Source organism: Herbidospora yilanensis, assembly GCF_001570565.1.
Classification (GTDB): Bacteria; Actinomycetota; Actinomycetes; order Streptosporangiales; family Streptosporangiaceae; genus Herbidospora; species Herbidospora yilanensis.
Map to the genome: position 1 here is coordinate 1 of NZ_BBXE01000055.1, position 24,266 is coordinate 24,266.

21 protein-coding genes are annotated in these 24,266 nt (G+C 71.3%); 20 read left to right on the forward strand and 1 reads right to left on the reverse strand.

From position 1 onward, the window contains the following. Positions 1-60: 60 nt before the first annotated feature. On the reverse strand, positions 61-1,191 hold the full coding sequence (locus tag AW273_RS35335; RefSeq protein ID WP_062358055.1) for a folylpolyglutamate synthase family protein: 1,131 nt from the start codon (positions 1,189-1,191) through the stop codon (positions 61-63). A 36-nt stretch (positions 1,192-1,227) separates the two neighbouring features. On the opposite strand from AW273_RS35335, the gene AW273_RS35340 reads away from it, so the two are divergent. The 20 genes from AW273_RS35340 (at position 1,228) to AW273_RS35435 (ending at position 24,265) form a co-directional block, all read left to right on the forward strand. Beyond that, on the forward strand, positions 1,228-2,538 hold the full coding sequence (locus AW273_RS35340) for a bifunctional folylpolyglutamate synthase/dihydrofolate synthase (RefSeq protein ID WP_062358057.1): 1,311 nt from the start codon (positions 1,228-1,230) through the stop codon (positions 2,536-2,538). Beyond that, complete coding sequence (locus AW273_RS35345; protein ID WP_083950304.1) at positions 2,535-2,879, forward strand: DUF4233 domain-containing protein; 345 nt, start codon at positions 2,535-2,537, stop codon at positions 2,877-2,879. The genes AW273_RS35340 and AW273_RS35345 overlap by 4 nt, the downstream gene beginning before the upstream one ends. 74 nt (positions 2,880-2,953) lie before the next feature. Continuing rightward, positions 2,954-4,423: a hypothetical protein gene (locus AW273_RS35350; RefSeq protein WP_062358059.1), complete on the forward strand. Its 1,470-nt coding sequence runs from the start codon at positions 2,954-2,956 to the stop codon at positions 4,421-4,423. 44 nt (positions 4,424-4,467) lie between these two features. Continuing rightward, positions 4,468-4,878, forward strand: a complete 411-nt coding sequence (gene ndk / locus AW273_RS35355) for a nucleoside-diphosphate kinase (protein ID WP_062335193.1) — start codon at positions 4,468-4,470, stop codon at positions 4,876-4,878. A 184-nt stretch (positions 4,879-5,062) separates the two neighbouring features. Continuing rightward, complete coding sequence (locus AW273_RS35360; protein WP_030454832.1) at positions 5,063-6,094, forward strand: rod shape-determining protein; 1,032 nt, start codon at positions 5,063-5,065, stop codon at positions 6,092-6,094. Between the two features lie 5 nt (positions 6,095-6,099). Then, positions 6,100-7,317: a rod shape-determining protein MreC gene (gene mreC / locus AW273_RS35365; protein ID WP_063910216.1), complete on the forward strand. Its 1,218-nt coding sequence runs from the start codon at positions 6,100-6,102 to the stop codon at positions 7,315-7,317. A gap of 5 nt (positions 7,318-7,322) precedes the next feature. After that, on the forward strand, positions 7,323-7,832 hold the full coding sequence (gene mreD / locus AW273_RS35370) for a rod shape-determining protein MreD (protein WP_062358062.1): 510 nt from the start codon (positions 7,323-7,325) through the stop codon (positions 7,830-7,832). After that, positions 7,829-9,874 carry a penicillin-binding protein 2 gene (mrdA, locus tag AW273_RS35375; protein WP_062358064.1) on the forward strand — a complete coding sequence of 682 codons (2,046 nt, stop codon included), beginning with the start codon at positions 7,829-7,831 and terminating at the stop codon, positions 9,872-9,874. Before mreD ends, mrdA begins: the two co-directional genes overlap by 4 nt. Beyond that, positions 9,874-11,037 (forward strand): rod shape-determining protein RodA, encoded by a 1,164-nt coding sequence (gene rodA, locus AW273_RS35380; RefSeq protein ID WP_062358066.1) that lies wholly within the window; start codon positions 9,874-9,876, stop codon positions 11,035-11,037. Before mrdA ends, rodA begins: the two co-directional genes overlap by 1 nt. Positions 11,038-11,145: 108 nt before the next feature. After that, the gene (locus AW273_RS35385) at positions 11,146-11,397 is read left to right on the forward strand and encodes a hypothetical protein (RefSeq protein WP_062335186.1); all 252 of its coding nucleotides are present in this window, start codon (positions 11,146-11,148) and stop codon (positions 11,395-11,397) included. A gap of 54 nt (positions 11,398-11,451) precedes the next feature. Continuing rightward, positions 11,452-12,867 carry an NsdA family TPR-like regulatory protein gene (locus AW273_RS37695; protein WP_062358068.1) on the forward strand — a complete coding sequence of 472 codons (1,416 nt, stop codon included), beginning with the start codon at positions 11,452-11,454 and terminating at the stop codon, positions 12,865-12,867. Continuing rightward, positions 12,864-13,748, forward strand: coding sequence for a phosphotransferase family protein (locus AW273_RS37700; RefSeq protein WP_062358070.1), 885 nt, complete (start codon positions 12,864-12,866; stop codon positions 13,746-13,748). The genes AW273_RS37695 and AW273_RS37700 overlap by 4 nt, the downstream gene beginning before the upstream one ends. A gap of 19 nt (positions 13,749-13,767) precedes the next feature. Next, positions 13,768-15,693, forward strand: a complete 1,926-nt coding sequence (locus AW273_RS35400; RefSeq protein ID WP_062358072.1) for a TIGR03960 family B12-binding radical SAM protein — start codon at positions 13,768-13,770, stop codon at positions 15,691-15,693. Positions 15,694-15,811: 118 nt separating this feature from the next. Further along, entirely contained in the window at positions 15,812-16,531 is a 720-nt protein-coding gene (locus AW273_RS35405; RefSeq protein ID WP_232327746.1) for a TIGR03936 family radical SAM-associated protein, read from the forward strand. Between the two features lie 163 nt (positions 16,532-16,694). Continuing rightward, positions 16,695-19,706, forward strand: a complete 3,012-nt coding sequence (locus AW273_RS35410) for an Rne/Rng family ribonuclease (RefSeq protein ID WP_439648652.1) — start codon at positions 16,695-16,697, stop codon at positions 19,704-19,706. 170 nt (positions 19,707-19,876) lie between these two features. Next, the gene (gene rplU, locus AW273_RS35415; protein ID WP_030454821.1) at positions 19,877-20,191 is read left to right on the forward strand and encodes a 50S ribosomal protein L21; all 315 of its coding nucleotides are present in this window, start codon (positions 19,877-19,879) and stop codon (positions 20,189-20,191) included. 6 nt (positions 20,192-20,197) lie between these two features. Beyond that, a complete protein-coding gene (gene rpmA, locus AW273_RS35420) occupies positions 20,198-20,455 on the forward strand; it encodes a 50S ribosomal protein L27 (protein ID WP_030454820.1) in 258 nt (85 codons plus the stop codon). Positions 20,456-20,534: 79 nt separating this feature from the next. Then, positions 20,535-21,881 carry a GTPase ObgE gene (gene obgE, locus AW273_RS35425; RefSeq protein ID WP_062358079.1) on the forward strand — a complete coding sequence of 449 codons (1,347 nt, stop codon included), beginning with the start codon at positions 20,535-20,537 and terminating at the stop codon, positions 21,879-21,881. 14 nt (positions 21,882-21,895) lie between these two features. Continuing rightward, positions 21,896-23,005, forward strand: coding sequence for a glutamate 5-kinase (gene proB / locus AW273_RS35430; RefSeq protein ID WP_198168525.1), 1,110 nt, complete (start codon positions 21,896-21,898; stop codon positions 23,003-23,005). A 9-nt stretch (positions 23,006-23,014) separates the two neighbouring features. Further along, positions 23,015-24,265, forward strand: a complete 1,251-nt coding sequence (locus AW273_RS35435) for a glutamate-5-semialdehyde dehydrogenase (protein ID WP_062358081.1) — start codon at positions 23,015-23,017, stop codon at positions 24,263-24,265. The last annotated feature ends 1 nt before the right edge of the window (position 24,266 follow it).

Genomic DNA, 24,266 nt, shown 5'->3' on the forward strand with positions numbered 1-24,266 from the left:
AATGGTCGGGCTTTCGTCGTTTCAGGGAGAGCCCGGCCATTCGGCCGGGCTTTTCGCGTTTCAGAACAGGCGGTCGGTCGGGATGTCGAGGTTGTCCAGCAGATGGCCGGTGAAATAGACCGTGCCGAGGGCCAGGACGTGCTCTCCGAGCGCTTCGATGTATTGGGCGTCCACCGTGCCGATGGTGGTGACGTCCCAGTCGGGCGGCAGGGCCCGGGTGAAGTTCAGGTGGGTGTCCGGGAGCCGCACGAAGGTCACGGGCAGGCTCCGCAGGGCGTGAACGGCCCCGTCCAGGTCCTTGTGGTCCGGGAGGCACAGGAGGACGCGGTCGACGCCTCCCCATTCGGCCACAGCGCGGTCGACCGACATCTTCACGCCGGCGCCGGTGATGGGGGAGTCGATGATCAGACGGGTTCTCCCGATGTCGTGGTGGGAGAAGCGGGCCGGGAGGCGTACCGGCACAGGGGTCGGTTTCGCGTCGGTCAGGTGGGCGGCGGCGGATCGGCCCAGGAGGGCGTTGCTGGTCCAGGGGGTCGCCTCGGGGGTGATCTCGCGGAGGCGGTGTCCGGCCCGTGCCTTCAGCTCGGCCCGGACCTCGGGGGACTGGGGGAGGGTCACGGCCCATTTCGTCTCCGGCGTGATGACGCCGGCCTTCTCCCGGGCTATCTCGGCCACGGTGTCCCCGAGAACGCCGACGTGTTCGGCGAAGATCTCGGTGACGGCCACCACCTCGGCGGGGAACAGCGACACCTCGTCGGAGGCGCCGCCCATGCCCGCTTCCAGGACGATGTAGTCGGCCCCGACGTCCCGCGCGTGGAGGACGCCGGCGAGGGTGAACAGGCCGGCGGGGGAGAGGTAGCCGTCGGAAGGCGGCAGGGGGACGGAGGCCAGGCGGGTGCCCAGCGCGGCCAGGGCGTCCGCGGAGATCGAGGCGCCGTCGACGCGGATGCGGTCGCGGTTGGTGCGGAGTCCCGGGCTGGTCACCGTCACCACGCGGGCGCCGGTCGAGGCCAGGTAGGCCGAGGCGTACGTCGCCGTGGTGCCCTTGCCCTTGCTGCCCACGACGGTCAGCACCGGTACGGCGGCCACCGCGCCCACGGCCTCGGCGAGGCGCCGGGCGCGGGGCAGGTCCCGGCGCGAGCCGGGGGTGCGGGTGGTCCATTCCCTGAAGAAGGCCTCGTCGGAGCTCATTCCCGACAGCTTAGGGAACGGCCCTAAGCTGGGCGGGTGACGATCCACGCAGTTGAGGCCGCGATCCGTGCCCGCGGTGTCGAATGGGACATCGATCCGACGCTCGACCGGATGGCGGCACTCGTCGATCTGCTGGGGAACCCGCAGGCGGCCTACCCGATCATTCACATCGCCGGCACCAACGGGAAGTCGAGCACGGCACGGATGGTGGAGGCGCTGCTCAGGGAGCGGAATCTGCGGGTGGGGCGATACACCTCGCCCGAGTTCGCCAGCATGCGCGACCGGATCTCGATCGACGGGGAGCCGATCTCCGAGGAGCGCTTCGTCGAGGTCTACGAGGAGCTGGAGCCCTACTTCGGCATCGTCGACGAGAAGTTCGGGCGGCTGAGCTTCTTCGAGGTGCTCACCGCGATGGCGTTCGCGGCCTTCGCCGACGCGCCGGTCGACGTCGCGGTCGTCGAGACGGGCATGGGCGGCACCTGGGACGCGACGAACGTCGCCGACGGCACGGTGGCGGTGATCACGCCGGTCTCGCTGGATCACACCGAATATCTGGGGCCCGACGTCGAGACGATCGCGGGGGAGAAGGCCGGGATCATCAAGCCCGGTTCGACCGTGATCCTCGCCCAGCAACAGCTTCCGGCGGCCGAGGTGATCGTGCGGCGGGCCGCCGAGGTCGGGGCCACGGTGGCGCGGGAGGGCATCGAGTTCGGGGTGCTCGGGCGCGAGCTCGCGATGGGCGGCCAACTGCTGCATCTGCGCGGGTTGAACGCCACCTATGAAGAGGTGCTGCTGCCGCTCTACGGCGGCCACCAGGCCGGGAACGCCGCGACCGCGCTGGCGGCCGTCGAGGCGCTCTCCACGGCGGCCGAGCCGCTCGGCGAGGAGCTGATCAGGCAGGCGTTCGCCCAGGTCACCAGCCCGGGGCGGCTGGAGGTGGTGCGGCGCGGGCCGACGGTGCTCGTCGACGCCTCGCACAACCCCGGGGGCATGGAGGCGACGGTCGACGCGATCGGGGAGTCGTTCGGATTCACCCGGTTGATCGCGGTGCTGGCCGTCATGGCCGACAAGGACGTCGAGACGATGCTGGAGCTCCTGGAGCCCGTCGTCGAGGAGGTCGTGGTCACCCGGAACTCCTCGCCGCGCTCGATGGAGGTCGACGACCTGGCCGACCGGGCCAGGGGCGTGTTCGGGCCCGACCGCGTGCACGAGTCGGCCCGGCTCGACGACGCCATCGACGTGGCCGTCGGGCTGGCCGACGAGGGTGACGAGTATGGTTCCGGTGTGCTCATCACCGGGTCGGTGGTGACCGCCGGTGATGCCCGAATTCTGCTGAAGGCCGGATGATGAACTTCGATGTGACGCCGGGAATGCGGCGGCTGGGCGCTTCGGTGCTCGGCATGGAGGCGATCGTCGTCGCGCTGATGACCCCCGTCGCGATCGTGGTCGGCAAGGTCGATCCGCCGATCGCCGTCGGGGTCGGCTGCGGGCTCGCCGTCCTCTGCGTCGTCGCCGCCGGGCTGCTCAGGAAACCGGTCGGATACGTCCTGGGCAGCGTCGTCCAGGTGCTCGCGATCGCCTCGGGGTTCATGGTGACGACCATGTTCTTCCTCGGGGTGATCTTCGGGGCGCTGTGGGTGACCGCGATTATCGTCGCTCGCCGTGTCGAAGGGGCGACGAAGCGCTAAAGTCGGTCGCCATGGCCGTCCCCTCATTTCAGCCAGCCGTGCCCCAGCGGGTCCGGGCGCTCGCGGTAGACGTCGTGCGTCTGGCCCGGCGGCCCGTCGTGACCGACGCCGTCGTCGGAATGCTGATCGCCGTCGCCCTGCCGCTGGCCATCGTGTCGATTCCCAATACGATCTCCCAGGTGGCGGCGCTGCTGCCGCCTGGTGTCTCCCAGATCGACATGATGCGGGCCCACGGCCTGGCGCTGCCGGTGATGCTCCTGACGGTCCCGCTGGCGGCGGTCGCGGTGCGGCGGTTCAAGGCGGCGCCCGTCCTGGTCCTGGGGCTGGCGATGCTGGCCGCCGCCGACGCCGGCGGGGGTTATGCCGACGGGCCGGCCCTGGTGGGCGTGCTGCGGGTGGTGCACGGCGTCGGGGCCGGGCTGCTGATCCCGGCGACGCTGGTCGCGGCCGGGGAGCGCCGGGCCCGGCGCGGGCTGCTCGCCCTGTGGGCCGGGATGCTGGCGATCTCGCTGGTCACCGCGCAGGCGCTGGCGCTCTGGCCGATCGACAACGTGCGGTCGTGGGCCGTGACGCTCCAGCCGTTCCCGCTGCTGACGGGGGTGGCGCTCAGCCTGGCCGCGGTCTATCTGGTGCTCTGGCGGCTCGCCTGGGAGACCACGGCGGCGGCCACCGACCGGCTGCTGATCTCCACGCCGCCCGGGTCGGCGGAACGATCCCGGCTGCTGATGGCGGCGGTCCCCTCGGCCGGGATCGCGGTGCTCGCGGTCGGCACCACCTATGACTGGCCTTCGGGCCTGGTCGTCGCGGTGGCCGGGCTGGCGCTCGTGGCGATGCTCGGGCTGGCGGTCTCGGCGGCCACGCAGGGGGCGCGCACCCTCGGCTTCACCTGTGTGGCCGTCGGGCTGGTCGTGTTGCCGACGGCGGCCCAGGTGACCTATGTCGAGATGCCGTGGCTCGGGGGCCCCGGGCTCGACGCGATGGCCTGGCCGCTCGTGGTGGCGGTGATCGGCGCGCTCGGGGCCGCCGGGGTCGCCGGGCGGGCGCCCGAGGAGAAGAGCGCCAAGCTCGTGGGGGCCGGGCTGGTGGTGCTGGTCGTGGGCCTGTGCGCGATCCGGTTGCTGGTGCCCACGGTCGACGGGCTGCCGCTGGCGGTGCCGTTCACGCTGATGGCCGCCGGCGCGGCGGTGGCGCTGGTGAGCGCGCTGCGGCTGGCCGGGCCCGTGGCGGCGCTGTTCGGGCTCACGCTACTCTTCCCGGCCATGCTGGCCGGATTCCTGCTCGGTACGGGCATCCAGGTGACCTGGCTGCGATCGGCGGCGCCGTCCGGCATGGCGACCTACCAGGGCATGGTCGACGGGTTCGTCGAGGCACTGCACGTGTGGGCGCTGGTCGGCGGGTTCGGCGTGGTGCTCGTGCTCGGGCTGTCGGCGTTGTCGGCCCGCCGGGGCAACCGGGTGGCCGCCGCCGAGGAGCCCAAGGTGGTCGTTCCCGCGCCGACGCCGTCGCCCGAAGTGATTGCCGAGGGTGACGAATCCGACCGGTAAGCTTCCCTCGGATTCCCACGAAGCCTTCACAAAGGAGTGATCCCGTGTCCGAGCGCACGCTCGTCCTCATCAAGCCGGACGGTGTCCGCCGCGGCCTCATCGGCGACGTCATCGCCCGCATCGAGCGCAAGGGCCTGACCATCGCGGCCATGGAGCTGCGTCAGCTCGACGCCGACACCGCGAAGACCCACTACGCGGAGCACTCCGAGCGGCCGTTCTTCGGCGAGCTGGTCGACTTCATCACCTCCGCCCCGCTGGTCGCCCTGGTCGTCGAGGGCCCGCGCGCCATCGAGGCCTTCCGCGGCCTGGCCGGGCTCACCGACCCGGTGAAGTCGGCCCCCGGCACCATCCGCGGCGACCACGCCCTGGAGATCGGCGAGAACGTGGTCCACGGCTCCGACTCCCCTGAGTCCGCCGCGCGGGAGATCAAGATTTTCTTCCCCGACCGGTTCTGAGGAACCCTCCTGAAAGCCCCGGCCACGCCGGGGCTTTCTTGCGTTTTCGCCGCCTGAAAGCCCGTGACCAGCGGATTTATGCAAATGGGGTGGGGTCGGTGTGCTCGGCGTTGGGTACGACCCGTTACGATTCGAGTGCGATGCGTTACTCCCGCTAACCACCTGAAGGAAGGCCTCCTTCCCTATGGGCAGCCACTTTGCTTTCCTGGGCCGCGACATGGCGGTCGATCTCGGCACCGCCAACACCCTGGTCTACGTGCGGGGGCGCGGCATCGTGCTCAACGAGCCGTCCGTCGTGGCGATCAACACCTCGACCGGCCGCATTGTCGCGGTCGGCATCGAGGCGAAACGGATGATCGGCCGTACGCCAGGCAACATCGTCGCGGTGCGACCACTCAAAGACGGCGTCATCGCCGACTTCGACGTGACGGAGCGCATGCTCCGATACTTCATCCAGCGCGTGCACAAACGGCGGCACTTCGCCAAGCCGCGCATCATCGTCGCGGTGCCGAGCGGCATCACCGGCGTCGAGCAACGCGCCGTCAAGGAGGCCGGCTACCAGGCCGGCGCCCGGCGCGTCTACATCGTCGAGGAGCCCATGGCGGCGGCCATCGGGGCGGGCCTGCCCGTCCACGAGCCGACCGGCAACATGGTCGTCGACATCGGCGGCGGCACCACCGAGGTGGCGATCATCTCGATGGGCGGCATCGTCACCAGCCAGTCGATCAGGGTCGGCGGCGACGAGCTCGACCAGGCGATCATCACGTACGCGAAGAAGGAGCACTCGCTCATGCTGGGCGAGCGCACCGCCGAGGAAGTGAAGATCGCCATCGGCTCGGCGTGCGCGTCGGCCGAGGAGCCGCAGGCCGAGATCCGCGGCCGTGACCTGGTCAGCGGCCTGCCGAAGACCGTGGTCGTGTCGGCGAGGGAGATCCGCGAGGCGATCGCCGAGCAGGTCAGCTCCATCGTCGACGCGGTGAAGTCGACCCTCGACAAGTGCCCGCCCGAACTGTCCGGCGACCTCATGGACCGCGGCCTCGCCCTGACCGGCGGCGGCGGCCTGCTCAAGGGCATGGACGCCCTGCTGCGTGAGGAAACCGGCATGCCCGTCCACCTGGTAGACAACGCGCTCGACTCGGTCGCGCTCGGCTCCGGCCGCTGCGTGGAGGACTTCGACGCCCTGCAGCAGGTGCTCGTGCCCGAGGCGAGGAACTGAGAACGATGAAAGACAGCCGTCGCTCCCGTCTGTTCCTCGGCCTGCTGCTGGCCGTGGCCCTGGTCCTGATCACGGTGGACCACCGGAGCGAGAACATGCCCGTGTTCGGGCCGCTGCGCACGATCGTCACCTCGGCGTTCGGCGCGGTCGAGCGTGGGGTCTCCACGGTGACCGAGCCGATCGGCGGCTTCGTCGGCGCACTCGCCGGCGCGCAGGGGTCGCGAGAGCAGATCACCAATCTGAAGGCGCAGAACTCCAAGCTGGAGGGCGAACTGTCCTCGCAGCGGATCGACAAGCGCCGGTCGGCCGAACTACAGGCCATGCTCGGCCTGTCCGGCCTGGGCGGTTACAAGATCGTGCCGGCGCAGGTCGTGGCGCGCCGCGCGTCGCCCGGCTTCGAAGACGCCGTGGAGATCGACGCCGGCACCGCCGACGGGATCAAACCCGACATGACCGTGCTCAACGGGCAGGGGCTCGTCGGGCGGGTGGTGCGCGCGACCGCCTCGACCGCGACCGTGGTGCTGCTGTGCGACCCGGCCTCCTCGACCGGGGCCCGGATCGAGAACAGCGGCGAACTCGGGGTGATCAGCGGCCTGGGCGCCAACGGCAACTCGGGCCGCCGGATCATGTTCCGGCTGCTCGACTCGACCCTGCCGATCTCGGTCGGCACCCGCCTGGTGAGCTTCGGCTCGCAGCAGGGCGTGCCCTATGTGGCCGGTGTGCCGATCGGCGTGATCGAGAAGGTCGAGGCGACGCCGGGTGAGCTCACCCGCACCGCCTACGCGAAGCCGTTCGCCGACCTGAGCTCCATCGACGTCGTCGGCGTGGTGGTCGAGGGGCCGAAGCGCGATCCGCGTGACGCGCTGCTGCCGCCGGCGCCCCAGCCCGCGGCCAAGCCGAAGCCTAAGCCGAAACCGGCCACCACGGCGCTGCCCGGCCTGCAGGCGCCGCCGCAGATCGCGCGGCCCGGCACCGTCGACCCGGAGACCGGCCCGGCGAACCAGGCCCCCGCCGGTCCGGGGAACGCGGCGCCGCAGAACACCCGGGGTGAGAACACATCTCCGGAGAACGTGAGCCCGGAGAACGTGAGCCCGGAGAACACCGCTCCTGGGAACACCGCTCCGGGAAACGCGCGCACACCCGATCAGGAGAACCGCGGCCCCGCCGAGCCCGTTCGCGGGCGCGAGGGCGAGACGTCCATATCGGACGACGAGGCGGCGTGATCTGAATGCCCCGGATCGTGCTCACCACGCTGCTCGTGCTCACCGCTCTCGTGCTGCAGGTGACCGTGGTCAACCGGCTGCCGTTGTCGGTCGTGCCCGACTTCGTGCTGCTGCTGGTGATCGCGCTGGGCGCGATCCGGGGGCCGGTCGCCGGGGCGACCATCGGCTTCTTCGCCGGCCTGGGGGCCGATCTGCTGCCGCCCGCCGACCACGCCCTGGGCCAGCACGCGCTGGTGTTGTGCCTGGTCGGCTTCGCGGCGGGGCGGTGGGGCGAACGCTGGCCGCTGCTCACCGTCGCGGCCTGTGCGGCCGGAGCGCCGGCGTTCGCGCTGGCGGTGAGCGGCCTGCTGGGTGATCCGGGAATCGATGTGCGGACGTTCGAGGCGGTGTGGCCCATGGCGGCGCTGGTCAATCTGCTGGCCGCGCCCGTCGTGGTGTGGGCGCTCCTGAAGGTGTACGGGCCCCGGCCCGAGAAGGCGACGGCGGCCGCGGTGCCGGGTTGGAGGCGGGCATGACGCGGATGCGGACCCGTTTCGTGGTCCTCCACCTGACGGTGCTGGCGCTGCTCGTGGTCCTCGGCGTGCGCCTCTACCAGGTGCAGGTCGTGCGGGGGCAGCAATACGTGGCGAAGGCGACCGAGACGCGCACCCGCGCGGTCATGGTGCCCGCGCTGCGTGGTCAGATCCTCGACTCGACCGGGCGGCCGCTGGTGCGGAACCTGACCCGGCTCGTGGTGTCGGTCGACCGCACCCAGCTTGAGCGTATGCCGCGCGGCGGGCAGGAGGTGCTGGAGAAGCTCTCCGCCGTGCTGGGCACTCCGGTGGCCAAGCTGCGGGAGCGCCTGCGGTCGTGCGGGCCGGGCGTCAGCCGTCCGTGCTGGACGGGGTCGCCCTACCAGCCGATCCCGGTCGACGACCGGGTCACCCAGCGCGAGGCGCTGACCATCCTGGAGCGTCAGGAGGAGTTCCCCGGGGTGACCGCCGAGGTGCAGGCGCTGCGCGACTACCCGGGCGGGTCCGACGCGTCCCAGGTGCTCGGCTACCTGCAGCCGGTCACCCAGGAGGAGCTGGAGAAGCGGCAGGGCCTGAAGACCAGCTTCTCGGGTGTCGACCTCGTGGGGCGCGACGGTCTCGAGGCCGTCTACGACCACCAGTTGCGCGGCATCCCCGGCCTGCGCCGGGTCCAGGTCGACCGGATGGGCAAGGCGATCGGCGTCGAGCAGCAGGTCGCGCCGGTGGCCGGCGACACCCTGATCACCAGCATCGACGCACGCGTCCAGTCGATCGTCGAGAAGGCGCTGGCCGACGCGATGAAGAAGGCGCCCCAGGCCGACGGCGCCGCCGGGGTCGTGCTCGACGCGCGCAACAGCCGGGTGATCGCGATGGGCAGCGTGCCCACCTACGACCCCCGGGTGTGGACGGGCGGCATCTCCGAGACCGAATACCAGACGTTGTTGTCGGAGAAGGCGGGCAAGCCGCTGGTGTCCCGGGCGATCAAGGGCACCTTCGCGCCCGGTTCGACGTTCAAGGTCAGTTCGGTGTCGGCGATGGTCGCCGACGGCTACCCGCTCAACGGCACCTACGACTGCCCCGGCTCCTACATGGTCGGCGCGCGGGCGTTCAACAACTTCCGGGGCATCGGCCTCGGGCCGATGAACCTGCACACCGCGCTGGTGAAGTCGTGCGACACCATCTTCTACCGGGCGGCCTACGAGATGTGGCAGCGCGACGGCGGCATGCAGCCCAAGGCGACGGCCAAAGACCCGATGGCCGCGATGGCGCGCGCCTACGGCTTCGGCAAGCTGACCGGCGTCGACCTGGTCGGCGAGTCGCCGGGCCGGATCCCCGACCGCTTCTGGAAGAAGGAGTTGTGGGCGGCCACCCGCAAGACCAACTGCAACCGGGCCAAGACCGGCTATCCCGAGGTCAAGGACGCCTCCCGCGCCGCCTTCCTCAAGCAGCTCGCCTACGAGAACTGCCTGGAGGGTTTCCAGTGGCGTCCCGGTGACGCCGCCAACTTCTCGATCGGCCAGGGCGACGTGCTGGTCACCCCGTTGCAACTCGCCAACGCCTATGCCGCGCTGGTCGGCGACGGCAAGCTGCGCAGCCCGCGCATCGGCTGGGCGCTGATGCGCCCCGACGGCAGCTCGTCCAAGATCATCGAGTCGCCCGTGATCGGCAGGCTGCCGATCGACAAGAAGACCCGCGACTACATCAGGGGCGCCCTCAGCGAGGTCGCCTCCGACGGTACGGCCGCGGGCGCCTTCGGCGGCTTCCCGATGGACGTGGTCCGCATCGGCGGCAAGACCGGTACGGCCGAGGTCTACGGCAAGCAGGACACCTCCTGGTTCGCCTCGTTCGCGCCCACCAGCAACCCGAGGTTCGTGGTGGTCGTCATGGTCTCCCAGGGCGGCATGGGCGGTTCGGCCGCCGCCCCGGCCGTACGCCAGATCTACGAGGGCATCTACGGCCTGAACAAGCAGCCCGCGGCCCTGCCCGCCGGCCGCCCGGCCGATCGCCTGCCGGTCATCGGCCCCGACGGGACGGTGAAGCGCTGATGTCCGCGCCGATCACCCGGATCCGCAAGCGGTCGCTGGCCAGCCGGGCCATCGGGACCGACGCCGCCGTCTGGCGCATGGACGGCGTCCTGTTCGTCGCCGTGGCCGCGCTGTCCACGATCAGCACCCTGCTGGTGTGGTCGTCCACGCGCACCTGGACGGCGGTCGAGCCGACCGGCATGCTGAAGAAGCACCTGCTCATCCTGTGCGTCGGCGCCGTGTTGTGCGGTCTGGTCTCGATGGTCGACCACCGGCGGCTGCGGGCCTACGCGCCGGTCGCCTACGCGGCCGGGCTGGCCCTGCTGGCGCTGGTGATCACGCCGGTCGGGTCGACCGTCAACGGCTCCCATTCGTGGATCATGCTCGGCGGCGGATTCGCGATGCAGCCCTCGGAGCTGGCCAAGCCGGCGTTGATCCTGCTGCTGGCGATGCTGCTGTCGGAGCCCGCCGAGGGCACCGACCGGCCCCGGCCGCTCGACGTGGGGCTGTCGCTCCTGGCGGCGGCGCTGACGATGGGGCTGGTCATGCTCCAGCCCGACCTCGGCACCACGATGGTGCTGACGGTGATCACCGGGAGCGTGCTGGTCTTCTCGGGGATCCGCAAGCGGTGGATCGCCCTCGTGCTGGTCGTCGCCGTGGTGGCGGCGGGTCTGGTGTGGTTCATGGGGCTGCTGCAGCCCTACCAGGTGGCCCGGTTCACCGCGTTCATGAACCCGGCCAGCGACCCGCGCGGCTTCGGCTACAACGCCACCCAGGCGCTGATCGCGATCGGCTCGGGCGAGATCTACGGCAAGGGGCTGTTCGAGGGCGGGCAGACCACCGGCCGGTTCGTGCCCGAGCAGCACACCGACTTCATCTTCACCGTCGCCGGCGAGGAGTTCGGCTTCCTCGGCGCGATCACGGTGGTCGCCCTGCTGGGCGTGGTGCTCGTCCGGGGCATAACGATCGCGCGGCAGTGCGACGACCGGTTCGGCGCGCTGGTCGCGGCGGCGATCGTCTGCTGGTTCGCGTTCCAGACGTTCATCAACGTCGGGATGACGATCGGCATCATGCCGATCACGGGACTGCCGCTTCCGTTCGTCTCCTACGGAGGCACCGCCACGTTGGCCAACATGATCAGCGTGGGGATGCTCCAGGCCATCCACAGCGGGCGGCGTACCTGAGAGTGGTCCGCATGAAGGTGCGGCGGGCTCTCACTGGTGCCGCTACCGTTCGGCGAACACTCTGGGAACGAACCTTGAATAGGCGGTGACTCCGCAGACGGAGGAAGCGTGACCCCGGACGACGAGGCGCGTGAGCGAATGCGCGCGTTGGACCTGCTCCGCAAGGCCTTTCCCGATTACCGGATCGTTTACGGCAACGGCCGGTGGGCCGCCGCGGCGGCCGGCAACCCACCGATGGTGTGGTTCGCCGACACGCCCGGCAGCCTCTGCGGGCAGTTGTTCATGGCCCAGGTCCGGAGCGGCGGTGAGGTGGGCCCTTTCCGGACGGGCCGTGAGAGCGGCTCGCAGGCTGCGCGGTGACCGTTTCGTGACGATCGCGACGCTAGCGTGGACGTGTCCCCACCTGGAGAGAGCATGACCTACTCCGCCCGCGGCGCCGACCGTTCCGCCATCCAGTTCGCGTCGGCGATCCGTGACCGCACCCTCGCGGCCCTGGGGGAACCGCCCTCGACGGCGATCATCCACCAGATCGCGGAGGAGATCCACGCCGGTTCCCCGCAGACCTCGCGCCTGAAGTGCATGCGGCTGGCCAACGGCTGGACCGTCGAAGAGGCGATCGAACGGTTCCACGGCATGTGCGACCGGGCCGGCATCAAGCGGCGCGGCCTGTCCGAACGTTCCTGGCGGGAATGGGAGGCCGGGGCGCGGCCCGACCGCGAGTACACCGACCTGCTGTGCCGGCTGTTCGAGACCGGGCCGGTGCAGCTCGGCTTCGCCCGCGACTACACGCCCGAGGAGGCCCGCCGGGCGCACGCCGCGGCCGGTGCCGCCGACCCGGTCGAGGACGCCGCGCGGGAGGTCAGCGAGCACGCCGAGGAGGTCGAGAACAGCGAGCTCGGCGCGGGCGCGCTGGAACGGTTACGCACGCAGGTGGTGTGGGTGGGCCGGCGGTACGTCTGGGAGTCGCCCCTACCGCTGTTCGTCGAGATGCGCGTGTTGCAGGAGCAGACCCGCAAGGCCCTCGACCGGCGCATCCACCCCGGGCAGGCGCAGGACCTCTATTTCCTCACCGGCGCCCTCTGCGGCCTGATGGCCAACGCCAGCATGGACATGGGCCGCCGGCTGCCCGCCGACACCCTGGCCCGCGCGGCGTGGACTTACGGCCGCATCGCGGGGCATACGTCCCTGATGGGATGGTCACGCGGGATGCAGGCGTCGGTGGCCCTGTGGGACCGGCGTTACGAAGACAGCTTCCGGTACGCCGGAGACGCGCTCACCCATCTGAACTCGGGGTCGGGCGGGGCCAGGCTCTACATGCTCCGGGCCCGGTCGGCGGCGATGCTGGGCCGTACCGAGGAGGCGCGGGAGGCCCTGCTGCGGGCCGAGGAGGCGCGCTCCCGGGGCGGCCGCGACGAGCTCCACGACGAGATCGCCGGGGAGTTCGCCTTCCGGCCGGCCAAACAGCACTACTACGCCGCCGTCACCCATCTCCACCTGGGCGACGCCTCCCGGGCGATCCGGGAGGCGGCCGAGTCGATCGCCCTTTATTCCACCGACGAGCGGGAGAACCGCTCCTACGGGTGCGAGGCCATGGCCCGCGCCCATATGGCGATCGCCTACGTCATGGAGGACGACCAGGAGGGCGCCGAGCAGGCCGTGGCCCCGCTGCTCGAACTGCCTCCCGACCGCCGCATCGACAGTCTGGGCGCCACTCTCGCGGCCAGCCGGTCGCTGGTGTCCGACCGGATGGCCCGCCAGATCGAGGGGTTCTGCTCCGTCGGCCTCACCCACACCCTGGCCGCATCCGACCAGCGGAGGCTCTCCCCGTGACCGTCCCCCTCGTCGCCGGAATCCCGGCAGCGCTCATCGAGGCCTGCCGTGAGGCCGGTCTGAGCTCCGCCGGAGCCCGGCTCCTGCGCAGCTTCGCCAACGTCGTCTACCACCTGCCGGAAGAGGGCCTGGTGGTACGCATGGCGACCGCCACCACCCCCGGCAAGTACGACCGCCTGGTGACCTCCATCAAGGTCACCCGGTGGTTGTCCGCGCAGGGATTCCCGGCCACCCGGCCCGCCGAGGTCCGTCAGCCCATCGCGGTCGACGGCTATCTGGTGACCTTCTGGCACTACGAGGAGCAGGACGGCCCGCCTCCCGGCCCCGTCCCGCTCGGCCTGCTGCTCCGGCGGCTGCACGCGCTGCCGCCGGTGCCGTTCGACCTGCCGACCTACGACCCGTTCGGGACCATCAGGCGGGCCATCGCGGACGCCCGCGCGATCGATCCCGAAGAGCGCGAGTGGCTGACCGAACGGTGCTCGGCGCTCTCCGACGCCTATTACGAGCGGCTGGAGTTCCCCCTGCCGTACGGACTCGTTCACGGTGACGCGCACCGGGGAAACCTGCTCCGTACACCTGGGGGGCACCTGCTGTGCGATTGGGACTCGGTGAGCGCCGGGCCACGGGAGATCGACCTGGCGCCGACCATGGCCGGGGTCAGGTTCGGTCTCACCGAGGCGCAGCGTGACGGGTTCGTCGAGGCCTACGGCTACGACATCCGCCACTGGGCCGGTTATCCGGTGCTGCGCGACACCCGGGAGCTCCAGACCCTGACGGCGCTGCTGCGCAACGCCCACCTCGATCGCGACGCCCTCGGCACCCTCCGGTTCCGGCTGGCCTCGCTCCGGGCGGGCGACAACCGGACCTGGCGCGCCTTCTAGCTCCTATACCCTGGGTCACATGTCTGTCGAGTCGCTGTTTCCCCGCCTGGAAGCCCTGCTGCCCAAGGTGCAGAAGCCGATCCAGTACGTCGGGGGTGAGCTCAACTCGACGGTCAAGGACTGGGACGAGGCCACGGTTCGCTGGGCGCTGATGTATCCCGACGCCTACGAGGTCGGCCTGCCCAACCAGGGCGTCCAGATCCTCTACGAGATCCTCAACGAGCTCCCCGAGACCCTGGCCGAGCGGACCTACGCGGTCTGGCCCGACCTGGAGCGGCTGATGCGGGCCGAGGGCGTCCCGCAGTTCACCGTCGACGCCCACCGGCCGGTGCGCGCGTTCGACGTGCTGGGCCTGTCGTTCTCGACGGAGCTCGGCTACACCAACATGCTGACCGCGCTCGACCTGGCGGGCATCCCGCTCAGCGCGGCCGATCGGGGTCCCGACGACCCGATCGTGCTGGCCGGGGGTCACGCGGCGTTCAACCCCGAACCGATCGCCGACTTCGTCGACGCCGCCGTGCTCGGCGACGGCGAGCAGATCGCCATCGCGATCTCCGAGGTCATCCGCGAGTGGAAGGCCGAGGGCGAGCCCGGCGGGCGCGACGGCGTGCTGCTGCGGCTGGCCGAGACCGGCGGGGTCTACGTCCCGAGGTTCTACGACGTCGAATACCTGCCCGACGGGCGGATCAAGCGGGTCGTGCCCAACCGTTCGGGGGTTCCCTCGCGGGTGTTCAAGCACACCGTGATGGACCTCGACGAGTGGCCCTACCCGAAGAAGCCGCTGGTCCCGCTGGCGGAGACGGTCCACGAGCGGTTCAGCGTGGAGATCTTCCGGGGCTGCACCCGAGGCTGCCGGTTCTGTCAGGCGGGCATGATCACCCGTCCGGTGCGCGAGCGGTCGATCACCACGATCGGCGCGATGGTCGACAACGGCATCAGGGAGTCCGGCTTCAGCGAGGTCGGCCTGCTGTCGCTGTCGAGCGCCGACCACTCGGAGATCGGCGAGGTCGCCAAGGGCCTGGCCGACCGCTACGAGGGCAGCAACGTCTCGCTCTCGCTGCCGTCGACCCGGGTCGACGCGTTCAACATCGACCTGGCCAACGAGTTCTCCCGCAACGGGCGCCGGTCCGGGCTCACCTTCGCCCCCGAAGGCGGCTCCGAGCGGATGCGCAAGGTCATCAACAAGATGGTCAGCGAGGAAGACCTGATCCGCACCGTCACCACGGCCTACAGCCAGGGGTGGCGGCAGGTGAAGCTCTACTTCATGTGCGGGCTGCCGACCGAGGAGGACGTCGACGTCCTCGGCATCGCCGACCTGGCGAGGAAGGTCATCCAGGCCGGCCGTGAGGCGACCGGGTCGCGCGACGTCCGCTGCACGGTGTCGATCGGCGGGTTCGTGCCCAAGCCGCACACCCCGTTCCAGTGGGCCGCGCAGGCCGACCACGAGACCGTCGACCGGCGGCTGCGCGAGCTCCGCAACACCCTGCGCAACGACAAGCAGTACGGCAAGGCGATCGGCATGCGCTACCACGACGGCAAACCGTCGATCGTGGAGGGCCTGCTGTCCCGCGGCGACCGCCGCGTCGGCAAGATCATCCGGGCGGTCTGGGAAGACGGCGGCCGTTTCGACGGCTGGAGCGAGCACTTCTCGTACGACCGGTGGATGACCTGCGCCGCCAAGGCGCTCGACGGGGAGCCGGTCGACGTCGACTGGTACACCGTCCGGGAGCGCGAGGAGCACGAGGTGCTCCCGTGGGACCACCTCGACGCCGGCCTCGACCGCGAGTGGCTCTGGCAGGACTGGCAGGACGCCGTCAACGACGTCGAGGTCGAAGACTGCCGCTGGACGCCCTGCTACGACTGCGGTGTCTGCCCGACCATGGGCACGGAGATCCAGATCGGCCCCACGGGCCGCAAGTTGCTCCCGCTGACGGTCGTATCCTGAGGAGACGGCCCGGGGAATCGGCTTCCCCAGGCCAACGAAACGAGACTGGAAGGAACACGGACCTCTGAAACCCGCACCCGATGGGCCCCCGCCCGCGCCGGTGGCGCAGCGTCTGCGCGTGCGCTACGCGAAACGAGGGCGGCTGCGCTTCACGAGTCACCGCGACATCTCCCGTGCCGTCGAAAGGGCGGTCCGGCGGGCTGACATCCCGGTGGCCTTCAGCGCGGGGTTCAGCCCTCACCCGAGGATCTCCTACGCGGGCGCCGCCCCCACCGGGGTGGCCAGCGAGGCCGAATACCTCGAGATCGCGGTGACCCGCCCCTGCCGTCCGCAGGAGTTGCGCGCCGCTCTCGACGCCTCGCTGCCGCCGGGCCTCGACGTGCTCGACGTGGTCGAGGCACGCGCGGGCAGCCTGGCCGACCGGCTGGAGGGCTCGTTGTGGGAGGTGCGCCTGCCGGGAGCCGATCCGGCGGCGGCCGAGGGTGCGGTGAAGGAATTCATGACCGCAGGAGAGGTCGCGGTCGAACGCCTGACCAAGAAGGGGATGCGGAACTTCGACGCCCGGGGGGCCGTGGCGTCGCTGGTGTCGCTGACCGCTGACCAGGACGATCACGTGGAGGGAGGGCCGAATCAGTCGTGTGTCATACTTCGCATGGTTGTTCGGCACGAAACTCCGGCCGTCCGACCCGACGACGTGCTCATGGGTCTGCGTCTCGTGGCCGACTTCGCGCCGCCGTCACCGCCTTCGGTGACCAGGCTGGCGCAGGGGCCCCTTGACGCGTCGACCGGTGAGCCCGCCGACCCGCTCGAAGCCGACCGGGTTGGTGGAGACCAATAGGACTTGCCGCCATGGCCCCGGAAGGTGGCCGGGCGGACCGCGAGAGACGAGAAGAGCCCCCGCGCGGCGCGGAAACGCGCCCGGGGGCTGACGGGAGAGCGCCCGCATGCTCGACAACGAGCCCACTGTCGGCGATACGACAACTGCAGATACGACGTCCTCGGTGACAACGGCGAAGCCTGCCCGCAGACGGTCGGCCAGCCGGCCGGCGGGTCCGCCGCCGGAACCCGACGAGATCCCCCCGGCGCCCGCCATCCAGGCGTCGGTGGCCAACGCCCTCGGCACGGGCGAGCCGACGACCGGTGCGGCGTCTCAGGCCGCCACCGGCACGTCGGCCTCCAACGGCGTGCCCACCGCGGGCGCGTCCCCGGCGGGAGGCACGGCCGGGACCGCCGCCGCGGAGTCCGGCGGGACGGCCCCTGAGGCGCCCGAAGCCGCCGAGCCCGCCGCGCCCGCCGAGAAGCCCAAGCGCACCCGGCGCCGGACCCGGCCCGCCGACGACGCGGCCACGACCGGCGAGACGGCCGCCGCGCCCGACGCTTCCGCCGCCGAGGCCGAGGTGAGCGAGAGCCGCCCGGCTCGTAAGCGCACGACCCGCGGCCGCGCGGCCAAGGAGGCCGTGGCTCAGGACACCGCCGACCAGACAGCCGCCGGTCAGGAGCCCGCCGGGCAGCCGGCCGCCGCGCCGGAAGCCGCCGGTCAGGCCGCCGGGGCGCCGTCCGCCGGCGGCCAGGCGTCCGAGGTCGTCGTGGCGTCGGCCGCGCCCGAGGTCACGGCCGCCGTCGAGGCGGCTCAGGGTGAGGTCGCGCCCGACGCCGAGACGGCCAAGCCCGTGCGGCGGAGCCGTAGCAGGAAGAAGATCGAGGAGACGCCGGAGGCGGTCTCCGAAGAGGACGAGCAGCCGACCAGACGGCGCCGCACCCGCAAGAGGGACGAAGAGGGCGCCACGGAACGATCCAGTGCGCTGAACGCGGCAGAGGCGCAGGTCGCGGCCGCGATGATGTTCACCCTGCCCACCGAGGAGCCACTCGACGACGAGCCGGCCGGTGAGGATCTCGAAGACCTCGACGAGGGCGCCAGGCCGTCGCGGCTGGCCGACCCGTTCGGCTTCCACGCCGCCGAGCAGCAGCCGCAGCCGTACACCTTCCAGCGTCCGGCCGCGGTCTTCCAGCCGCTGTTCCAGGCGCCCGACGCCGCCGCCGCGGTCCCCGCCCGGCCGCAGCAGCCCGCGCCCCAGCCTCCGGCCCAGCCGCAGCCCGAACCCGAGCCGGTCGCCGCCGAGGAGGCCGAGGAGGAGACCGAAGACGAAGGCGACGACGAGTCGGGCGACGGCTCGCGCCGTCGCCGGCGCCGCCGTGGCGGCCGTGGCCGCGGGCGTGGCCGCGAGGAGGGCGAGGCCCAGGAGTCCGAGGAGGAGCCCCAGGCCGCCGCCGAGGAGTCCGACGAGGACGCCGACGACGAGGGCGAGGGTTCCGAGGGCGGTTCGCGCCGCCGTCGCCGCAGGCGCCGCCGGGGCGGCGAGGACGACGCGGTCGTCACCGACGATCCGCCCAACACCGTCGTGCGCATCCGGGCGCCGCGGGCCGGCCGCACCACCACGTCGTCGGTCGACGAGGTGCAGGGCTTCCGCGGGTCGACGCGCCTGGAGGCCAAGAAGCAGCGCCGCCGTGAGGGGCGCGAGCTGGGCCGCCGCCGTCCGCCGATCATCACCGAGTCGGAGTTCCTGGCCCGCCGCGAGTCGGTCGAGCGCGTCATGGTCGTGCGCCGCCACGGCGGCCGCACCCAGATCGCGGTGCTCGAAGACGGCGTCCTGGTCGAGCACTACGTCGACCGCGAGGCGAGCCAGTCCTACGTGGGCAACGTCTACCTGGGCAAGGTCCAGAACGTGCTGCCCTCGATGGAGGCGGCGTTCGTCGACGTCGGCAAGGGCCGCAACGCGGTCCTCTACGCCGGTGAGGTCAACTTCGACACCGCCGGGCTCGAAGGCCAGCCGCGCCGCATCGAGGCCGCGCTGAAGTCGGGCCAGTCGGTGCTGGTGCAGGTCACCAAAGACCCCATGGGCCACAAGGGCGCCCGGCTCACCTCCCAGATCAGCCTCCCGGGCCGATACCTGGTCTACGTGCCCGACGGCTCGATGACCGGCATCTCGCGCAAGCTCCCCGACAAGGAGCGCACCCGGCTCAAGCAGATCCTGCGCAAGGTCATGCCCGAGAACGCGGGCGTGATCGTGCGCACCGCCGCCGAGGGGGCCTCGGAGGAGGAGCTGGCCCGCGACGTCGCCCGGCTGGCGGCCCAGTGGGAGAGCATCCAGAAGAAGGCCAAGTCGGCGAGCCCGCCGGAGCTGCTGTCGGCCGAGCCCGACATGACGGTCCGCGTGGTCCGCGACGTCTTCAACGAAGACTTCACCAACCTGGTGGTCCAGGGTGAGGAGGTCGCGCGGACCGTCGAGGAGTACGTCGACTACGTCGCCCCCCACCTCGCCGAGCGCGTCGCCAAGTGGGACGAGGACGTCGACGTCTTCGCCGCCTACCGGGTCGACGAGCAGATCGCCAAGGCGATGGAGCGCAAGGTGTGGTTGCCCTCGGGCGGCTCGCTGGTGATCGACCGGACCGAGGCGATGACCGTCGTCGACGTCAACACCGGCAAGTTCACCGGCCAGGGCGGCAACCTGGAGGAGACGGTCACCAGGAACAACCTGGAGGCCGCCGAGGAGATCGTCCGCCAGCTCCGGCTGCGCGACGTCGGCGGCATCATCGTGATCGACTTCATCGACATGGTGCTGGAGAGCAACCGCGATCTGGTGCTGCGCCGCCTGCTCGAATGCCTGGCGCGCGACCGCACCAAGCACCAGGTGGCCGAGGTCACCTCGCTGGGTCTGGTGCAGATGACCCGCAAGCGGGTGGGCCAGGGGCTGCTGGAGGCGTTCTCGACGCCGTGCGACTGCTGCCACGGGCGCGGGGTGATCATCTCGACCGAGCCGGTCGACGGGAAGCCCGAGCCGCGCGGCACGCAGGGCAAGATGGCGATCGAGAAGGCCGTGGCCGAGAAGCTGGAGAAGGCCGAGACCGGCGGCAACGCCGTCGCGGCCCACGACTCCCGCGACACGGTGACCGACACCGTCGACGACCAGCCGCGCTCCCGGCGCCGGTCACGACGGTCAAGGTCAGCGGATTAGTTCACCACCGGCGGGCCGCTCGGTTCGACCTCGGGGCCGGAACCCGGTACCCTAGTCAATCGGCGCGCCTGGTGGCGCGCTTGGCTTCGCGCGCCCCTCCTGGTTCGCCGGTTCACTGTTAGCGATCGGATGTCGGGGCGCAGCATCCAGTAGACAAGAAGGGTTCCGCGGTGTACGCGATCGTTCGTTGCGGCGGCAGGCAGCAGAAGGTCTCCGTCGGAGACGTCATCGAGGTGGACGCGGGTGCGGGCGAGGTTGGTTCTTCGCTGACGCTTCCGGCTCTCCTCGTCGTCAACGACGGCGATGTCACGCATGACGCCGCCGCCCTGGCCCGTTTTGCGGTGACCGCCGAGGTTCTCGGCGAGGTCAAGGGCCCCAAGATCCGCATCCTCAAGTACAAGAACAAGACCGGTTACAAGAAGCGCCAGGGTCACCGCCAGCGGTACACCCAGGTGAAGGTCACCGGCATCGACTCCGGGAAGTAGTGAATCATGGCACACAAGAAGGGCGCCTCGTCCACCAGGAACGGCCGTGACTCGAACGCTCAGCGGCTCGGTGTCAAGCGCTTCGGTGGCCAGCTCGTGAACGCCGGCGAGATCATCGTCCGCCAGCGCGGCACGCACTTCCACCCGGGCGACAACGTCGGCCGTGGCGGCGACGACACGCTGTTCGCGCTGTCGGCGGGTCACGTGCAGTTCGGCCGTAAGCGCGGTCGCCGCGCGGTCAGCATCATCCCGGTCGCGGAGTAGATCCGCAGGCACCGGAAAGGACGAGGCGGGTCGGTTTCATCCGATCCGCCTCGTTGTCGTTAATACCGAAAGGATTGTTGTGGCGGATTTCGTGGACCACGTCCTCCTGCACATCAAGGCGGGAGACGGCGGGAACGGCTGCGCGTCCGTCCACCGGGAGAAGTTCAAGCCGCTCGGCGGCCCCGACGGCGGCAACGGCGGGCGGGGCGGTGACGTCGTCCTGGAGGTCGACGCCAACACCTCGACGCTGCTGGAATACCACCACCGGCCGCACCGCAAGGCCCCCAACGGCAAGCAGGGCATGGGCGCCAACCGCGACGGCGCCACCGGGGAGGACGTCGTCCTGAAGGTCCCCAACGGGACCGTCGTGAAGGACGCCCGGACCGGTGAGGTGCTGGTCGACCTGGTCGGCGTCGGCACCCAGTACGTCGCCGCGCAGGGCGGGTTCGGCGGGCTCGGCAACGCCGCGCTGGCCAACGCCAAGCGCAAGGCGCCCGGGTTCGCGCTGCTGGGCGAGCCGGGCGACGAGGGCGACATCGTCCTGGAGCTCAAGACCGTCGCCGACGTGGCGCTGGTCGGGTTCCCCAACGCCGGGAAGTCGTCGCTGATCGCCGCGTTGTCGGCGGCCCGGCCGAAGATCGCCAACTACCCGTTCACGACGCTCGTGCCGAACCTCGGCGTGGTCACGGCCGGAGACGTCGTGTTCACCGTGGCCGACGTGCCGGGGCTGATCCCGGGGGCGTCGGAGGGCAAGGGCCTGGGCCACGAGTTCCTCCGCCACGTCGAGCGCTGCTCGACGATCGTGCACGTCCTCGACTGCGCCACCCTGGAGCCCGGTCGCGACCCCCTGACCGACTTCGACGTCATCGAGGCCGAACTGGAGGCCTACGGCTCGCTGCAGGACCGTCCCCGCATGGTCGTGCTGAACAAGGTCGACGTGCCCGACGGGCGCGACCTGGCCGACATCGTCAAGGCCTCCCTGGAGGAGCGCGGGCTGCAGGTGTTCGAGATCTCCGCCGCCACCCACGAGGGGCTCAAGCCGCTCGCCTTCGCGATGGCCGAGATGGTCGAGCGCGACCGGGCCGACAAGCCCGTCGAGGAGCCGACGCGGCTGGTCATCCGGCCCAAGCAGTTCGGCGAGACCGGGTTCTCCGTCCGCCGCGTCAACGAGCGCACCTTCCAGGTCACCGGCGAGAAGCCCGAGCGCTGGATCCGGCAGACCGACTTCACCAACGACGAGGCCGTGGGCTACCTGGCCGACCGCCTCGAACGGCTGGGCGTCGAGGAGGCGCTGGTCGCCGCCGGGGCCGAGCCGGGCGCCGAGGTCGTGATCGGCTCGATGGAGAACGGCTACATCTTCGACTGGCAGCCCACCATGGGCGCCAGGGTCGGCGGCCCCAGAGGCTCCGACAACCGCATCGACTAGGGGGCACCTCGAAAATGGTCCGGGAGCGCATCGGCACGGCCGGGCGGATCGTCGTCAAAGTGGGCTCGTCGTCGCTGACGACCCCGCAGGGCATGATCGACGTCGACCGTGTCGACGCGCTGGTCGACGTGCTGGCGGCCCGCCGCGCGGCCGGGACCCAGATCGTGCTCGTCTCCTCCGGCGCCATCGCGGCCGGCCTCGGCCCGCTCGGGCTGAAGGCCCGGCCGAAAGACCTGGCCACCCAGCAGGCCGCCGCCTCGGTCGGCCAGGGCGTGCTGGTGGCGCGCTACACCAGCTCCTTCGCCCGCTACGGCCTGCGCGTCGGCCAGGTCCTGCTGACCGCCGACGACATGATGCGGCGCTCCCACCACCGCAACGCCCAGCGCACCCTGGCGCGGCTGCTGGAGCTGGGCATCGTCCCGGTCGTCAACGAGAACGACACCGTGGCCACCGACGAGATCCGCTTCGGCGACAACGACCGCCTCGCCGCCCTGGTCGCCCACCTGACCCACGCCGACGCGATGATCCTGCTCTCCGACGTCGACGCCCTCTACGACGGCGACCCGCGGCGTCCCGGGGGAGCCAACCGCATCACCGAGGTACGCGGCCCGGAAGACCTCGAAGGCGTCGAGCTCGGCAGCTCCGGCCGGGTGGGCACCGGCGGCATGATCACCAAGGTGCAGGCCGCCAAGATCGCCACCGGCGCGGGGGTGCCCGTCGTGCTCACCGCCGCCGCCCACGCCGCCCACGCGCTCGCCGGAGACGACGTCGGCACCGTGTTCCACCCGGGCGGCCGTCACCCCGGCACCCGCCTGCTCTGGCTCGCCCACGCCGCCACCGGCCGGGGACGGCTGCACCTCGACGAGGGCGCGGTGAAGGCGGTGGCCGGACGGCGGATGTCCCTGCTGCCCGCCGGTGTTCTCAAAGTCGAGGGGGAGTTCTCCGCCGGCGACCCGGTCGACCTCTGCGGGCCCACGGGGGAGCTCGTCGGGCGCGGGCTGGTCAACTTCGACTCCGGCGAGATCCCCGAGCTGCTCGGCCGGTCGACCCGGGAGCTGGCCAGCGCGCTCGGGCCCGAATACGAGCGTGAACTGATCCACCGTGACGACATAGTGATTCTCTAGGAGCGGTCAATGAGCGAGTTCCTGCAGGTGGCGAACGCGGCGAAGGAAGCCGCCCGGCTTCTTGCCCCGCTGCCGCGCGCGGCCAAGGACGCCGCGCTGCGCGCCATCGCCGACGCCCTGGTCGCGCGTGCGGAGGAGATCGTCGAGGCCAACGCCGCCGACGTCGCCAAGGCCCGGCAGGACGGCACGTCCGAGGCGATGATCGACCGGCTGCGCCTCGACGTGCCGCGCATCGGGCAGATCGCCGACGCCGTCAGGGAGATCGCCGAGCTGCCCGACCCGGTGGGCGAGGTCATCCGCGGCTCCACGCTGCCCAACGGCCTGGAGCTGCGGCAGATCCGGGTGCCGCTGGGCGTCGTGGGGATCATCTACGAGGGTCGGCCGAACGTGACCGTCGACGCCGCCGCGCTCTGCCTGAAGAGCGGCAACGGGGTGCTGCTGCGCGGCTCGTCCAGCGCCTACTCGTCGAACACCGCGCTGGTGAAGATCATGCAGGAGGCCCTGGAGGCCACCGACGTGCCCGCCGGGGCGGTGCAGCTCGTGCCCGGCCTGACCCGTGACTCGGTCAAGGAGCTCATGCGGGCGCGCGGGCTCGTCGACGTGCTGATCCCGCGCGGCGGCGCGTCGCTGATCAACAGCGTGGTCGAGGAGTCGTCGGTGCCGGTCATCGAGACGGGCGTCGGCGTCTGCCACGTGTACGTCGACGCCGCCGCCGACCAGGAGCGCGCGCTCAAGATCCTGGTCAACTCCAAGGCCCAGCGGGTGTCGGTGTGCAACTCGGCCGAGACGCTGCTCGTCCACGAGGCGATCGCCGCCGAGTTCGTGCCCAGGGCCGTCGCGGCGCTGGCCGAGGCAGGGGTGACCGTCCACGGCGACCCGGCGATCATGGCCCTCGGCGGCGACGGCGTGGTCCCGGTGACCGAGGAGGAGTACTCCAGCGAGTACCTCTCCTACGACATCGCCGCGGCCGTGGTGCCCTCGCTGGAGGCGGCCGTCGCCCACATCACCCGCTACGGCTCCGCCCACACCGACGCGATCGTCACCGACTCGCAGACGGCCGCCAAGCGGTTCGTCGCGCTGGTCGACTCGGCGGCCGTGGCGGTCAACGCCTCGACCCGCTTCACCGACGGCGGCGAGTTCGGCTTCGGCGCCGAGATCGGCATCTCCACGCAGAAGCTGCACGCGCGGGGGCCGATGGGCCTGCCCGAGCTGACCTCCACCAAGTTCGTGTACGTGGGCGAGGGCCACGTCCGGGGCTAGG